This window comes from Mycobacterium sp. E136, assembly GCF_001666865.1.
Classification (GTDB): Bacteria; Actinomycetota; Actinomycetes; order Mycobacteriales; family Mycobacteriaceae; genus Mycobacterium.
Map to the genome: position 1 here is coordinate 30,946 of NZ_LZJE01000370.1, position 14,833 is coordinate 45,778.

The 14,833-nt window shown below is 67.6% G+C and carries 10 protein-coding genes; 3 read left to right on the forward strand and 7 right to left on the reverse strand.

Annotated elements, in window-relative coordinates:
- Window positions 1–6: 6 nt before the first annotated feature.
- Genes cydD through A5698_RS25305 form a run of 3 tightly spaced genes read left to right on the forward strand, consistent with a single transcriptional unit; the run spans window position 7 to window position 3,564 of the window.
- The gene (gene cydD / locus A5698_RS25295; RefSeq protein ID WP_068302652.1) at window positions 7–1,557 is read left to right on the forward strand and encodes a thiol reductant ABC exporter subunit CydD; all 1,551 of its coding nucleotides are present in this window, start codon (window positions 7–9) and stop codon (window positions 1,555–1,557) included.
- Entirely contained in the window at window positions 1,550–3,040 is a 1,491-nt protein-coding gene (locus tag A5698_RS25300; protein ID WP_156670889.1) for an ATP-binding cassette domain-containing protein, read from the forward strand. The genes cydD and A5698_RS25300 overlap by 8 nt, the downstream gene beginning before the upstream one ends.
- Window positions 3,037–3,564 (forward strand): DUF4190 domain-containing protein, encoded by a 528-nt coding sequence (locus A5698_RS25305; RefSeq protein WP_067088347.1) that lies wholly within the window; start codon window positions 3,037–3,039, stop codon window positions 3,562–3,564. The genes A5698_RS25300 and A5698_RS25305 overlap by 4 nt, the downstream gene beginning before the upstream one ends.
- Here A5698_RS25305 and A5698_RS25310 read toward each other — a convergent pair whose 3' ends face one another.
- The 7 genes from A5698_RS25310 to A5698_RS25340 all read right to left on the reverse strand — a co-directional run bounded on the left by A5698_RS25310 (window position 3,565) and on the right by A5698_RS25340 (window position 14,460).
- Entirely contained in the window at window positions 3,565–4,425 is an 861-nt protein-coding gene (locus tag A5698_RS25310; protein ID WP_068302615.1) for an acyl-CoA thioesterase II, read from the reverse strand.
- The gene (gene pyk / locus A5698_RS25315; RefSeq protein ID WP_067088343.1) at window positions 4,422–5,840 is read right to left on the reverse strand and encodes a pyruvate kinase; all 1,419 of its coding nucleotides are present in this window, start codon (window positions 5,838–5,840) and stop codon (window positions 4,422–4,424) included. The genes A5698_RS25310 and pyk overlap by 4 nt, the downstream gene beginning before the upstream one ends.
- A 26-nt stretch (window positions 5,841–5,866) precedes the next feature.
- The gene (locus tag A5698_RS25320) at window positions 5,867–7,384 is read right to left on the reverse strand and encodes a glutamate synthase subunit beta (RefSeq protein ID WP_068302618.1); all 1,518 of its coding nucleotides are present in this window, start codon (window positions 7,382–7,384) and stop codon (window positions 5,867–5,869) included.
- Window positions 7,377–11,918: a glutamate synthase large subunit gene (gene gltB, locus A5698_RS25325; protein ID WP_068302620.1), complete on the reverse strand. Its 4,542-nt coding sequence runs from the start codon at window positions 11,916–11,918 to the stop codon at window positions 7,377–7,379. The genes A5698_RS25320 and gltB overlap by 8 nt, the downstream gene beginning before the upstream one ends.
- An 83-nt stretch (window positions 11,919–12,001) precedes the next feature.
- Entirely contained in the window at window positions 12,002–12,412 is a 411-nt protein-coding gene (locus tag A5698_RS25330; protein ID WP_068302622.1) for a DUF2752 domain-containing protein, read from the reverse strand.
- The gene (locus tag A5698_RS25335; protein WP_068302626.1) at window positions 12,402–12,839 is read right to left on the reverse strand and encodes an NINE protein; all 438 of its coding nucleotides are present in this window, start codon (window positions 12,837–12,839) and stop codon (window positions 12,402–12,404) included. The genes A5698_RS25330 and A5698_RS25335 overlap by 11 nt, the downstream gene beginning before the upstream one ends.
- Before the next feature lie 193 nt (window positions 12,840–13,032).
- A complete protein-coding gene (locus tag A5698_RS25340; protein ID WP_068302629.1) occupies window positions 13,033–14,460 on the reverse strand; it encodes an HNH endonuclease signature motif containing protein in 1,428 nt (475 codons plus the stop codon).
- Between the last annotated feature and the right edge of the window lie 373 nt (window positions 14,461–14,833).

Consider the following 14,833-nt stretch of genomic DNA (forward strand, 5'->3'; position numbering starts at 1 on the left):
CGGGCGATGCGGCGCTATCTCGTCGCGTCGGTGGTGTGCGGGGTGCTCATCACTGGGGCGACAATCGGCGCGGCCGTGGTGCTCGCCGATATCGTGGTCGGGATCATCACCGATCCCGGCACCCGCCACCTTCGGCATTGGACCGGTCCGCTCGCACTTCTGTTGGGGCTGTGGGCGATTCGCACCGCCGCGCACTGGCTGCAGAGCAGGCTGGCGTCGACCGGTGCCACACAGGTGATCGCCGACCTGTCCGGTCAGGTTCTGCGAACGGTCACCGCGCTGCCACCGCGCCTTCTCGCGGCCGAACGCGATACCGCCGCGGCGCTGATCACCCGTGGACTCGACGGTCTGCGACCGTTCCTGACGGCGTATCTGCCCGCGGTGTTCCTCGCCGGTATTCTCACCCCGGCGGCCGTGCTGGTGATCGCCGCGGTGGACTGGCGCTCGGCGCTCATCGTTCTGATCGCGCTGCCGCTGATCCCGATCTTCATGGTGCTGATCGGGTTGCTGACCAAGGAACGCTCCGAGGCCGCCCTGACGGCGATGAGCACGCTGCAGTCGCGGATGCTCGACCTGGTGGCGGGCATCCCGACGCTGCGCGCGTTGGGCCGGCTGGAGGGATCGGTCACCCGCATCACCGAACTGTCTGCGGCGCATCGGCGTTCGACGATGGCCACGCTGCGGATAGCGTTCCTGTCGGCGCTCGTCCTTGAGCTGCTGGCCACCTTGGGCGTCGCACTGGTCGCCGTCGGCATCGGCCTGCGACTGGTGTTCGGCGAGATGACGCTGACCGCGGGGCTGACCGCGCTGCTGCTCGCACCCGAGGTGTTCTGGCCGCTGCGCCGGGTCGGGGTGGAGTTCCACGCCGCTCAGGACGGCAAGACCGCCGCCGACGCCGCGCTGCGGTTCCTCGACAGCGTGCCGGACCACCGCGCGGGCACCCGTGTCATGCGCGCAACGGGGGCCACCATCCACCTCGGAGCGCTCGACGCTGACGCGGAGCCGGGCCGGGTGACGGTGCTGACCGGTCCCAACGGCGCCGGGAAATCCACGCTGCTGCACACGATCCTCGGCCTGCACCCCGGCGACGTGTCGATTAACGGAGTCGATGTCGGCGACCTCGACCTGCCATCGTGGTGGGCCCAGGTCGCCTGGTTGCCGCATCGCCCGATGCTGGTGCCGGGCAGCGTCCGCGACAACCTCGAACTGTTCGGCCCCATATCCGACCTCGACGAGGCCTGCCGCGCAGCCGGATTCGACGAGGTGCACACAACGCTGCCCGACGGCCTGGACACCCAGCTCGGCCGAGACGGTACCGGCCTTTCGCTCGGTCAGCGCCAACGGCTCGGGTTGGCGCGGGCGCTGGGCTCCTCGGCGCAGGTGCTGCTGCTCGACGAGCCGACCTCACACCTCGATGCGGCCATGGAAGCCCGTGTCCTCGACGCGATCGTCGATCGGGCGCGCGCCGGCGCGACGGTGGTGGTCGTCGGGCACCGCGCCCCGGTGCGCGCGATCGGTGACCGGGTCCTGTCCGTGGGGGAATTGGTCGATGCGTGAGTTGTTGAGGGCTCGGCTGGGGCGGCTGTCGCTCGCGGTGCTGCTCGGGGTGCTGTCGTTGGGCAGCGCTCTGGCGCTGGCCGCGATCTCGGCGTGGCTGATCACGAGGGCATGGCAGATGCCTCCCGTGCTCGACCTCACCGTGGCGGTGGTGGCCGTGCGCGCGCTCGGCATCTCCCGCGGTGTCCTCGGTTACTGCCAGCGGCTGGCGGCACACGACACCGCGCTGCGATCGGCGGCGGACACCCGAGAGTCGCTGTACAGACGGCTGGCGGACGCGCCCGCCGACACCGCGATGCGGATGCCCAGCGGCGAGCTGGTCGCCCGGATCGGCGCGTCGGTCGACGACCTCGCCGACGTCCTGGTGCGGGCGGTGCTGCCGATCGCCGTCGCCGCCGTGCTGGGAGTGGCGGCCGTGGTCGGGATCGGCCTGATCTCTCTCGAAGCGGCGGTCGTGCTGGCGTTGTGTCTGCTGATCGCGGGCGTCATCGCACCGGTGCTGGCCGCCCGCGCCGCCGAAGCGACCGAAGAAGCTGCGACACAGCATCATTCGGGACGTGACGTGGCGGTGATGCGTGCCCTCGAGCATGCGCCTGAGCTCCGTATCGGCGGCCGACTCGATGATGTGCTCGCCCAGGCCGAGCGTCGGCACCGCGACTGGGGACGGGCCACCGACCTGGCGGCGAAGCCCGCCGCGATGGCCGCCGCGGCGTCGACAGCGGCGATCGGCGCCAGCGTGGTCGGTGCCGTCATCGCGGCGATCGGCATCGCCGACTCGGTCGCGCCGACGACGCTCGCGGTCCTGATGCTGTTGCCGCTGTCTGCGTTCGAGGCGAGCGCCGCGCTGCCCGCGGCCGCGGTGCAGCTCACCCGATCACGCATCGCCGCGCGTCGGCTCGCCGAGATCACCGATCCGATCGACTCCAAGCGTGAGCGGCCCGACGTTCCGGAGGTGTCGCTGGCGGCCGGTGATCGACTGGCGATCGTCGGCCCGAGCGGGTCGGGCAAGACGACGCTGTTGCTGTCGCTCGCCGAAAGCGACCCAACTGCGGTCTTTCTCGCCGAGGACGCCCACCTGTTCGCCACCACGGTGCGCGACAACATGTTGGTGGCACGCGGCGATGCGAGCGACGACGAGATCCTGGCCGCTTTGCGACGGGTCGGTCTCCGTGACTGGCTCGACGCGCTGCCGGAGGGGTTGGCGACCGTGCTCATAGGCGGGGCGGCCGCCGTATCGGCCGGTCAGCGCCGGCGCCTGTTGCTGGCGCGCGCATTGCTCTGCAGGGCGCCGACGGTATTGCTCGACGAACCCACCGAGCACCTCGACGCCGCGGATTCCGACCGGATTCTCGTCGGTCTGCTCACTCCTGGCGCACTGTTCGCCCCCGATCGCACGGTCGTCGTCGCCACGCATCATCTACCTGGCCAGATTGAGTGTCCTACCCTCATTCTCGCTGGTCGCGGAGTAACCTCCTCGGCATGAGCGAGCCGGAACAGCCGTCACAGCCACCACCGCCTTCGCAGCCTCCACAGCAGCCGCCACCGCCGCCTCCGCAACAGCCGCAGTACGGCGCCTACCCCGGCGGCTATCCCCAAGCTCCGCCGCAGGGTTACGCCTATCCCCCACCGGCGAACGCACCGAAGAACGGCATCGGCATCGCCGCCCTGGTCGTCGCGATCATCGCGCTGCTATCCGTCTTCGGCGGCGTCGTGCTCGGCGTCGTCGCCGTGATCCTCGGCTTCATCGGATGGAACAGGGCCAAACGCGGTGAGGCCACCAACGGCGGCGTCGCCATGGCCGGCATCGTGCTCGGCATCTTGAGCATCATCGAGGCCATCGTCGTCATCTGGCTCGCCGTCTGGGGCTTCAACGAGGTGGGCGGCTCCGACTACATCGACTGCATCTCGCGCGCGGGCAACGACCAGGACGCGGTGCAGCAGTGCGCCGAGCAGTTCCAGCAGCGCGTGGAGGACCAGTTCGATGTCACGCTGACACCGACACCGTGATCAGCGCGGCGGGAAGTACTTGACGATTCCTTCTTGCACCACGGTGGCGACCGGCTGACCGGACCGGTCGAAGAAGTGGCCGGTGCCCAGGCCGCGGGAGTCGGCGGCCACGGGTGAAGTGGTGGAGTACAGCAGCCATTCGTCGAAGCGCACGGGCCGGTGGAACCACACGGAGTGGTTGGTGGTGACCGCGAAGATCCGGTCGTAGCCCCACGACAGGCCGTGGGTGGTGATGATCGAGTCGAGCACGGTGGTGTCCGACGAGTAGACCAGCGCGGCGGCGTGCAGCACAGGGTCCTCGGGCATCTGTCCGAGCGCCTTCATCCACACCCGGTTGTGCGGCAGCTTCTCGCCCTTGTCGCGCATCACCCAACTCGGATCGTTGGTATAGCGCCACTCGATCGGCCGCAACGCGTTGACGAAATGCGGGACGACGTCCTCGTAACCGCGTAGCAGGTCGTCCACCGGCGGCAGCGACTCCGGGTCCGGTAGGTCCGGTGGTGTGATCGCGTGTTCGAGGCTGCGGCCCCCGGCCAGGTACGACACCATCGCCGTGGTCAGCAGCTCACCGTCCTGGATGACGTCGACGCGGCGGTTGGCGAAGCGGCGTTCGTCGCGGAGCCGCACCACGTGGTACTCGAGGTCCTTCTCCGGATCGCCGCCGGCGATGAAGTGAGCCGACATCGCGCTCGGCGGCGTCGCGTGCTTCAGGCTCCGTCCGGCCGCGACGAACGACTGGGCCATCATCTGCCCGCCGAAGGTCCGCACGGGGTTCTTGCTGGGGTGCGAGCCGAGGTAGACGTCGTCGGCGATCTGGCGGAGGCTGAGTATCTCGAGCAGCTCGTCGAAGTCCGCCCTCACACGTCGTCCTCGCCGATCCGGTGCACATGGATCAGGTTCGTGGATCCCACTGTGCCCGGCGGGATACCGGCGATGACGACCACCAGATCGCCGCGCTTGTAGCGGCCGAGTTCGAGCAGCGACTTGTCGACCTGGCGGATCATTCCGTCGGTGGTCTGAATATGGGGAACGATGAACGTCTCGGTGCCCCAGCTCAGGGCGAGTTGGCTGCGCACCTCGGGCAGCGAGGTGAACGCCAGAAGCGGCAGCGGGGTGTGCAGCCGTGCAAGCCTGCGCACCGTGTCGCCCGACTGGGTGTAGGCCACGAGAGCCTTCGCGTCGAGACGCTCGCCGATGTCGCGGGCGGCGTACGAGATGACCCCGCGTTTGGTTCGGGGCACATGTGTCAGCGGCGGCGCGGCCACCGAGTTCTCCTCGACCGCATGGATGATGCGGGCCATCGTCTTGACCGTCTCGAGCGGGTACTTGCCCACGGACGTCTCGCCGGAGAGCATGACCGCGTCGGCGCCGTCGAGCACGGCGTTGGCGACGTCGGAGGCCTCGGCGCGGGTGGGTCGCGAGTTCTCGATCATCGACTCCAGCATCTGCGTCGCGACGATGACGGGTTTGGCGTTCTCCCTTGCCATTTGGATCGCGCGCTTCTGCACCAGCGGGACTTCCTCGAGCGGCAGCTCCACGCCGAGGTCGCCGCGGGCGACCATGATGGCGTCGAACGCCAGCACGACGGCCTCGAGGTTGTCGATGGCTTCGGGCTTCTCGAGTTTGGCGATGACGGGCACCCGGCGTCCGACGCGGTCCATCACCTCGTGCACGAGTTCGATGTCGGCCGGTGAGCGGACGAACGACAGCGCGACGAAGTCGACGCCCAGGCGCAGCGCGAACTCCAGATCGTCGACGTCCTTCTCGGACAATGCGGGCGCCGACACGTTCATCCCGGGCAGCGACATGCCCTTGTTGTTGCTGACCGGACCGCCCTCCGTGACGGTGCAGATGACGTCGTTGCCCTCGATGCGCTCGACGACCAGGCCGACATTCCCGTCGTCGACGAGAACCCGGTCCCCGGGCGTGGCGTCCTCGACGAGGCGCTTGTAGGTGGTCGAGACGCGATCCGCGGTGCCCTCGATGTCGTCGACGGTGATGCGCACCGTCTCTCCAGCGGCCCAGAAGGTGGGACCGTCCTTGAACCGGCCGAGCCGGATCTTGGGGCCCTGGAGGTCGGCGAGGATGCCGACCGCGCGGCCGGTGGCGTCCGACGCGGACCGGACGCGTTTGTAGTTGGCTTCGTGATCGGGATAGTCGCCGTGGCTGAAGTTGAGCCGTGCGACGTCCATTCCGGCCGCCACCAGCGCACGAACGGCGTCATCGGTCGCGGTGGCCGGACCGAGGGTGCAGACGATCTTCCCGCGTCTATTCACGACACTCGAGCATAGTCGTTATCGATTCAGACGACGGCCAGCGGAAGTGCGCCCGGAATGACCGGCGCCGGCAGATCCGACTCCCCCATCAGATAGGTGTCGACCGCGTGCGCCGCGCTGCGGCCCTCCGCGATCGCCCAGACGATCAACGACGCACCCCGGTGCGCGTCGCCGCAGACGAACACGCCGGGCGCGTCGGTCTGCCAGTCCGAGCCACACGGTAGAGCGCCGCGCCCGTTGAGGCTCAACCCCAGTTCGTCGAGCAGCGGCATGTGTTCGACGCCCTCGAAACCGATGGCCAACAGCGCGAGCTCACAGGGGATCTCCATCGGTTCCCCGACCGGGGTGATGACGCGGCGACCTACCGGGCTTTTCATGTCACGCTCGACCTTGACCTCGGCGATCTCCAGCGCGCGGAGGTGACCGGAGTCGTCGCCGACGAAGCGCTGCACGGCGACCTCGTAGCGGCGGTCACCGCCCTCGGCGTGTGCGGGTGAGAGCCGGGTGCGCAGCACGAGCGGCCACGTCGGCCACGGTGTGCGGGAGTCGTCGCGGGTCTCGGGCGGTTCGGGGTTGTAGTCGAGTTGGGTGACCGACAGCGCGCCCTGCCGATGCGCGGTGCCGAGGCAGTCGGCACCGGTGTCACCGCCGCCGATGATCACGACGTGCTTGCTCTCGGCGCTGATCGTGCTCGGCCCGTCGCCCTCGCACTCCTTGTTGGCGGGCACCAGGTGCTCCATCGCGAGGTGGACACCCTTGAGGTGACGGCCCTCGACCTCGTTGTCGCGCGCACGCAGCGCGCCGACGGCCAGCACAACGGCGTCGTACTGTGCGCGGAGCTGTTCGACGGACACGTCGACGCCGACCTCCGTCTCGGTGACGAATCGCGTTCCCTCCGCGCGCATCTGGGCCAAGCGCTGATCCAGCGTCGCCTTCTCGAGCTTGTACTCGGGGATGCCGTAGCGCATCAGCCCGCCGATGCGGTCGTCGCGCTCGTAGACGGTGACCTCGTGGCCGGCGCGGGTGAGCTGTTGTGCCGCAGCCAATCCCGCCGGGCCGGAGCCGACGATCGCGACGCGCTTACCGGACGCGATGGCCGCGGGTTGCGGTTCGACCTTGCCGTTCAGCCACGCGTGGTCGGCGATGGTCTGCTCGATGCGCTTGATCGTGACACTGCCGCCGGTCTGCTCCTCGGAGATCGACAGGACACACGCGGCTTCGCACGGTGCGGGACACAACCGGCCGGTGAACTCGGGGAAGTTGTTGGTGGCGTGCAGGCGGTCGCTGGCCGCGTCCCATCGGCCGCGGCGCACCAGGTCGTTCCACTCGGGAATCAGGTTGCCCAGCGGGCAGCCCGCGGTTCCGGAGTGGCAGAACGGGATTCCGCAGTCCATGCAGCGCCGGGCCTGCTGGGCCACCTCGGCCGCTCGACGGTTCGGGTCCTGCTGTTCGTAGACCTCACGCCAGTCGCCGACGCGTTCGTCGACGGGGCGCTTGGCCGCCTCGACCTTCGGAACTCTCAGAAATCCGGTGGGATCAGCCACGGCTGGCCTCCATGATCGCGGTGTCGACGTCGCGTCCCTCCCGCTTGGCGGTGAGTGTGGCTTCCAGGACGCGCTGGTAGTCGCGGGGCATGATCTTGGTGAATTGGGTGCTGCGCCTGGGCCAGTCCGACAGGACGGACGTGGCCAGGCTGCTGCCGGTGTACTGGGCGTGCCGGGAAATCACTTCCCGCAGCCAGGCGAGATCCTCCGGGTCCAGGCGTTGCAGCTCGACCATCTCGGTGTTGACCCGTCGCGGGTCCAGGCCGAGGACGAACGCGATGCCACCGGACATGCCCGCGGCCATGTTGCGACCGGTCTTACCGAGGACCACCACGCGGCCTCCGGTCATGTACTCGCAGGCGTGGTCGCCGACGCCCTCGACGACGGTCAGCGCTCCGGAGTTGCGGGCGGCGAAGCGTTCTCCGGCGCGACCCCGCAGGTAGACCTCGCCCGATGTCGCGCCGAACAGCAGGGTGTTGCCGGCGATCACGTTGTCCTCGGCGAGGAACAACACGTCGTCGGGCGGTCGCACGATGATCCGGCCGCCCGACAATCCCTTCCCGACGTAGTCGTTGGCGTCACCGACGAGTTCCAGTGTGATGCCGGGCGGCAGGAACGCACCGAGCGACTGTCCGGCGGAACCGGTCAGGGTGATGTGGATGGTGCCGTCGGGCAGGCCCTGGGCGCCGTAGCGGCGGGTCACCTCGGAGCCCAGCAGCGTGCCGACGGTCCGGTTGACGTTGCGGATGGGCAGTTCGAGGCGGACCGGATGGGCGTCCTCGAGCGCTCCCTCGGCGAGCTGGATGAGCGTCTGGTCGAGGGCCTGGTCCAGTGCGTGGTACTGGTCGCGGATCTTGCGTCGCGGCGTGGGCTCGCCGGTGTGGCCGTCCTGCGGCACCGCGAAGATCGGCGACAGGTCGAGGCCCTGACTCTTCCAGTGCGCGACACCCTGGTCGGTGTCGAGCAGCTCGGCGTGCCCGATCGCCTCGTCGAGGGTGCGGAACCCGAGCTCTGCCAGGTATTTACGGATGTCCTCGGCGATGAAGCGGAAGAAGTTCTCGACGAACTCGGGCTTGCCGGTGAAGCGGGCGCGCAGTTCCGGGTTCTGGGTGGCCACGCCGACCGGGCAGGTGTCGAGGTGGCAGACGCGCATCATGATGCAGCCCGAGACGATCAGCGGGGCGGTGGCGAAGCCGTACTCCTCGGCGCCGAGCAAGGCGGCGACGATGACATCACGCGCGGTGCGCATGCCACCGTCGCACTGCACGGTGATGCGGTCGCGTAACCCGTTGAGCATCAACGTCTGTTGCGTCTCGGCGAGCCCGATCTCCCAGGGCACACCGGCGTGCTTGAGGCTGGTCAACGGCGCCGCGCCGGTACCGCCGTCGTAGCCGGAGATCAGCACGACGTCGGCGTGGGCCTTGGACACACCCGCGGCGACGGTGCCGACGCCGACGCTGCTGACCAGCTTGACGTGGATGCGCGCCTGGTCGTTGGCGTTCTTGAGGTCGTGGATCAGCTGCGCGAGATCCTCGATGGAGTAGATGTCGTGGTGCGGCGGCGGCGAGATGAGGCCGACGCCTGGTGTGGAGTGCCGCGTCTTGGCGATGTTGGGATACACCTTGAATCCCGGGAGTTGGCCGCCCTCACCGGGTTTCGCGCCCTGAGCCATCTTGATCTGGATATCCGTCGCATTGACCAGGTAATCGCTGGTGACGCCGAAGCGGCCGGAGGCGACCTGTTTGACGGCGCTGCGGCGTTTGAGATCGTAGAGCCGGTCGGTGTCCTCGCCGCCCTCACCCGAGTTCGAGCGACCGCCGAGATTGTTCATCGCGATCGCCATCGTCTCGTGCGCTTCGGCGGAGATCGAGCCGTAGCTCATGGCGCCGGTGTTGAAGCGCTTGACGATCTCTTCGACGGGCTCGACTTCGTCGAGGGGCACCGGCGGTCTGACCTTCTTGAAGTCGAACATGCCTCGCAGGGTTCCGCCTTCGCGGGAGAGTCGGTCCACCTCGTCGGTGTAGCGCTGGAAGACGTCATAGCGCGCGGTGCGGGTCGAGTGCTGCAGCAGGAACACCACTTCGGGGGTGAACAGGTGCAGTTCGCCTTCCCGACGGAATGCGTACTCGCCGCCGACCTCGAGGCGCCGGTGGACGCGCTCGGTCGGGTTCTCCGGGTAGGCCCGGCGGTGGCGTTGTTTGACCTCCTCGGCGATGACGTCGAGGCCGACGCCGCCGAGTTGGCTCGGCGTACCGGTGAAGTACTCGTCGATGACGGCCTTGTCGATGCCGACGGCCTCGAAGACCTGCGCGGCCGTGTAGGAGGCGACGGTGGAGATGCCCATCTTGCTCATCACCTTCATCACGCCCTTGCCGAGGGCCTTGCAGTAGTTGCGCACGGCGGCGGCGGGTTCGATACCGGTGAGTTCACCTTCGCGGACAAGGTCTTCGATCGACTCGAATGCGAGATACGGGTTGACCGCGGCCGCGCCGAAGCCGATGAGCATGGCGATGTGGTGGACCTCGCGGGCGTCGCCGCTCTCGACGACGAGCGCGACCGTGGTGCGTTCCTTGGTGCGCACGAGGTGGTGGTGCACGGCAGAGACGGCCAGCAGCGATGGGATGGGCGCGCGCCGGTGATCGGAGTCGCGATCGGAGATGACAAGGGTGCGAGCGCCTTTGGCGATTGCCTCGCAGGCTTTGGCACGAAGGTCCTCGAGGGCCTCGGCGAGGCCTTCGCCGCCGCGTTCGACGTCGTAGAGGGCCTTGAGCACGGTGGTGCGAAGGCCGGGGTGTTCACCGTCGTCGTTGATGTGGACGATCTTGTTGAGTTCGTCGTTGTCGAGAACCGGCCAGCGCAGCACGATCTGGCGGCACGATGCGGCGGACGGTTCGAGCAGGTTCTGCTCGGGGCCCATGATGCGGGCCATCGAGGTGACGATCTCCTCGCGGATGGCATCCAGTGGCGGGTTGGTCACCTGGGCGAAGAGTTCGACGAAATAGTCGTAGAGCAGTCGTGAGCGCTGCGAGAGCACCGCGGCGGGGGTGTCGGTGCCCATGGAGCCGAGCGGTTCCGCCCCGGAGGCGGCCATTGGTGTGAGCAGCACGCGCAGGTCTTCTTCGGTGTAGCCGAAGGCGATCTGGCGCTTGACGACGTTGTCGTGGTTGGGCTGGACGCGGGTGCGGTCGGGCAGGGTGGCGATGTCGAGGAGGCCGGCGTGCAGCCACTCGGCGTAGGACTCCTGTGCCGAGAGGTCCGCCTTGATCTCGTCGTCGGAGACGATGCGGCCGGCGGCGGTGTCGACGAGGAACATCTTGCCCGGCTGCAGGCGACCCTTGGCGACGATCTGAGCGGAGGGCACGTCGAGGACACCGCTCTCGCTGGCGAGGATGATGCGGTCGTCGATCGTGCGCCACCATCGGCCGGGGCGTAATCCGTTGCGGTCCAACACCGCACCGACGAGTGTGCCGTCGGTGAAGGTGACGCAGGCGGGACCGTCCCAGGGTTCCATCAGCGACGCGTGGAACTGCCAGAAGGCGCGCTCGGCGTCGTCCATGGTGGTGGCGTTCTCCCAGGCCTCCGGGATCATCATCAGCACGGCGTGAGGCAGGCTGCGGCCGCCGAGGTGCAGCAGTTCGAGGACCTCGTCGAACGAGGCGGAGTCAGAGGCGTCCGGAGTGCAGATCGGGAATACGCGGGAGAGGTCGCCGGGGATGTTGGCGCTGGCGAGCATCGCCTCGCGGGCGCGCATCCGGTTGCGGTTGCCGCGGACGGTGTTGATCTCACCGTTGTGGGCGACGAAGCGGAACGGATGCGCCAGGGGCCACGACGGGAAGGTGTTCGTCGAGAAGCGGCTGTGCACGATCGCGATCGCGCTGCGGCAACGTTCGTCGCGCAGATCCGGAAAGTATTGGGGCAGCTGCTTTGTGGTCAACATGCCCTTGTAGGCCATGGTGCGGCTGGACAGCGACGGGAAGTAGACGCCTTCGCGCTCGGCGCGTTTGCGGAGCGGATAGACGCGACGGTCGAGGTCGATGCCGCCGACCTCGTTGGTCGAGGTGACGAACAGCTGCTCCATGTGCGGCATGCAGCCCAATGCCGTCGCGCCGAGGTCGGCACCAAGAGGGTCGATCGGAAGGACGCGCCAGCCGAGGACCTTGAGTCCCTCGTCGTCGGCGATGGTCTCGACGGTTTCGCGGGCGGCGGCGCGGGCCGCGGGTTCTTGGGGCATGAAGCAGATGCCGGCGGCGAAGGTGTTGCTCCCGTCGAGGGCTGGGGCCGGGAGGTCGAAGTCGACGACGTCGCGGAGCAGCTCGACCGGCAGTTGGATGAGGATGCCGGCGCCGTCACCGCTGTTGGTCTCTGCGCCTGCGGCCCCGCGATGGTCGAGGTGCTCGAGGGCGGTCAGCCCGTCGGCGACGATGGAGTGGGAGCGTCGGCCCTGGATATCGGCGACCATGGCGACACCACAGGAGTCTGCTTCATTGGTCGGGTCGTAGAGACCCTGGGGTTCGGGGAATGCCGAGAAGAGCATCGAGAGGCACCTTCGCAGTCCGGAAGAGTTCATGTCCGGGACTGCACCGGCCCGTAGCCGATTGTATCAGTGCAGTTACGGCCTCACCCGTCGAGAACGGTCGGGACCAGCGGGAATCCGGCGAGGTTGCGCACCACTGTCCAGGTCAGGGCCGAGACGACAATCACGATGGTCATTTGCGTGTTCATCAGCGGTTTGCCTTGTCGCCACCTGACCAGGAGCCAGGCCAGCAGGAGTGGCAGCCCCACGAGCAGGTAGACGTTGTCGACGACCGCTGCCGCGAGGTCGCCGTGCAGAAGGTCGTGCGTCATGCGCAGGCCACCGCAGCCGGGGCAGTTCCACCCGGTGATCGCCTTGAACGGGCAGGACGGGAAGAAGGAGTTCCGGCGGTGTGGGTCGGCGATGCCGATGTAGGTCAGTGCGCCAGCGAGTACGGCGCCGGTACCGAGCGCGCCGTACAGCTGTTTGCGGCGTGTGCCGGCGCTAGGTGCCATCGCGCAGAGGGCGCCCCTGAGGATCGCGGACCTTGTCGGTGAGCAGCAGGATGGCGTCGATGATGCCCCAGATGATCGCGCCGATACCGCACGTGATCAGGCCGACGACCAACTGGGCGATGCCGAGGCCGGTGTAACCGAGGTAGATGCGGCCGATGCCGACCAGGCCGAAAAGTCCGAGCAGCTGCAACAGGCCCGCGACCAGTTTCGACTTGTCGGAATACGGCTCACCGGTAATGGGATGACGGCCGTAGGGAGCCAACGGATCGTTGTATACGGGCGGGTAGCCGCCAGGGGGCGGGCCGTACTCGCCGGGCTGGCCGTACTCGCCGGGCGGCGGCGGATATTGCTGCTGGTAGTCCGATTCCTGTGGGGGCGGCGGAGGGGTGCTGCCATGCTCACTGCCACCGAACTGCGGCTCCGTCATGGCCCCAGCATGCCAGACGGGGTGGTTCGGGTCAGTAAGAATTTCGTGGCCACACAGACGCACGGCTTAGCCCCGGCGCTTGCGGTGCTGACGAGAACTGCCGGATACCGGCACCTCGCTCAACAGTATGTCGCTCAGGGGGATTCGCTGGACGGCGGTGAAATGTGTTCGCGGTTCACGCCGGCCGGGCGTGTCAGAACGGTGGGGGTTGATAGTTGGCGGCCAACCAGGCTTGCCGTTGTCGCTCTTCCTCGGCGATCAGTTCCGCGCGTTGGCGGCGTTCGGCCTTGATCCGGTCGCGACGGTCGTCCTCACGGGTCTGTTTGCGACGCGGCATCATCAACGTTCGATCCCCGGCGCCGTCGGCGATATCCGCCGGAACCTCGAACTCACCCATTGGTTGTCCGAGTGCTGGAAACATGCTTGCGCCATGGGCTTCGGTACGCCATACGTGACCCGTGGGCGCGATCAACTCGATCGTGCCGTCTGCGAGCTGTCGATCGGTCCAGCCGCGCGGACCACAGAAGAATGTCTTCAGCAGGTGATGAGTTCGACAGTAGTGCTTGGTATTCGAGGGATGCGTGGATCCTTCGGGCCAGGGAACCGTATGGTCGACATCGCATTGTTGTACCGGTTTGTCACATCCTGGCCACCGACAGGTCAGGTCCCGCCACTGCAGGAATTCACGCAGCGCGACGTTAGGCCGATAACTGTTGTTGGCCTTGCCATCCGGGGTATTCAGCGGCTTCAACTGCGCAGTCTTGGCGGCGTCGCGTACCGACTCGGCGGGTAGCACCCCAAAGCCCTTCAGATAGCCGGGCTTGTTGCTGGTGCCGTCGAGCGTTGCCTGTTCGGCCAGCACATGGATGACCGCCGTGGTGACAGCCGCGCGTTCTTTGACCGCAGGGCAGTCGTCTCGCCCACATTCGCAGGGCATCGTCGCTTCCAGGCGAGCGAGCGGTCCGCACGCGTCGGCGCGGCGCTGGTCCTTCGTTCTCGGGTCGTTCTCGCACACGGTGGCGGCGATCGCGTCGAGCCGATTGTCCAGTGCCGCACCGTCGGTGGCGCGCAGATTGCCTGCGAGCCAGGCCATTCCCGGACACCCCGGCTCGACGTGGACGTGGCGGTTGTCTTCTGCTTTGCGAGGAACCCGCACCGCCTCGGGGTCGAAACGACATACGAACATGTCGACACGGTCGATGAGTTTGGGACCGGAGAGTTTCATCCACTTCTCGGCCCTCGCGGCCAGGGCCTCGTCGAGTGCGGGCATGATGTCGGGCTCGACGTTCTCCGTGCGCGACATGATGGTGGACACCACGCGGTAGTCGATCCACCCGCGCCGGAAAATCTCGGCTATGCGAGGAAGCCTCTCGTGCAACGCATTTGCCGCATGAACCTGCCCGAGTGCCCGTGCGTAACTGATGTTCTGGACAGGCGATATCTCTGATGCCACGACGACCGCGACGTCAGTGAAGAACATGCGCGCTTCCCGATGTTCTTTCACGCGCCGCGCGTAAAGTTCGGCGACCAGTGCGAGCCGGCGCCCCATGGCCGCAGATTCCTCGCGAGCCTCTTCACCCATCAAGGTGAGCAGGTCGCCACTCGAGGCATCTTCGAACATGAGTTCGACACTACTCCGAGCCCCTGACATTGATTCCGTTAATCGGGTTCGGGTGAGGATGGTCTTGCTCGTTCGCCGCCGGTGATGACTCGGCCTGTGACTGGCGCCCTGCTGGGTTGTCTTCCAATTGATTTGTCTCACCGGCGACGTGCGTGCAAGTACCACAACAGCCCTGGTAGGGCGGACATGACTTAATCAGGAGCCTGTCCGCTGCCTCATCAATGTCTTGTCTGCCCGCCCTACCGGGTTGTCACCCAGCCGCACGGTTCATTGCACGGAGAGGACACCACCATCGTGACATCCCCACGCCGCGTCGTCATCGGCGCTGACACCCACCTCGACACCATCCACGTGGCTGCGATCACCGATACCG

What these genes read in the sequence shown, in the direction of transcription:
- A5698_RS25300 (WP_156670889.1), top strand. Translation starts at nt 1,550, where the DNA reads ATGCGTGAGTTGTTGAGGGCTCGGCTGGGGCGGCTGTCGCTCGCGGTG.
- A5698_RS25340 (WP_068302629.1), bottom strand. Translation starts at nt 14,460, where the DNA reads ATGTTCGAAGATGCCTCGAGTGGCGACCTGCTCACCTTGATGGGTGAA.
- A5698_RS25305 (WP_067088347.1), top strand. Translation starts at nt 3,037, where the DNA reads ATGAGCGAGCCGGAACAGCCGTCACAGCCACCACCGCCTTCGCAGCCT.
- A5698_RS25335 (WP_068302626.1), bottom strand. Translation starts at nt 12,839, where the DNA reads ATGACGGAGCCGCAGTTCGGTGGCAGTGAGCATGGCAGCACCCCTCCG.
- cydD (WP_068302652.1), top strand. Translation starts at nt 7, where the DNA reads ATGCGGCGCTATCTCGTCGCGTCGGTGGTGTGCGGGGTGCTCATCACT.
- gltB (WP_068302620.1), bottom strand. Translation starts at nt 11,918, where the DNA reads ATGCTCTTCTCGGCATTCCCCGAACCCCAGGGTCTCTACGACCCGACC.
- A5698_RS25330 (WP_068302622.1), bottom strand. Translation starts at nt 12,412, where the DNA reads ATGGCACCTAGCGCCGGCACACGCCGCAAACAGCTGTACGGCGCGCTC.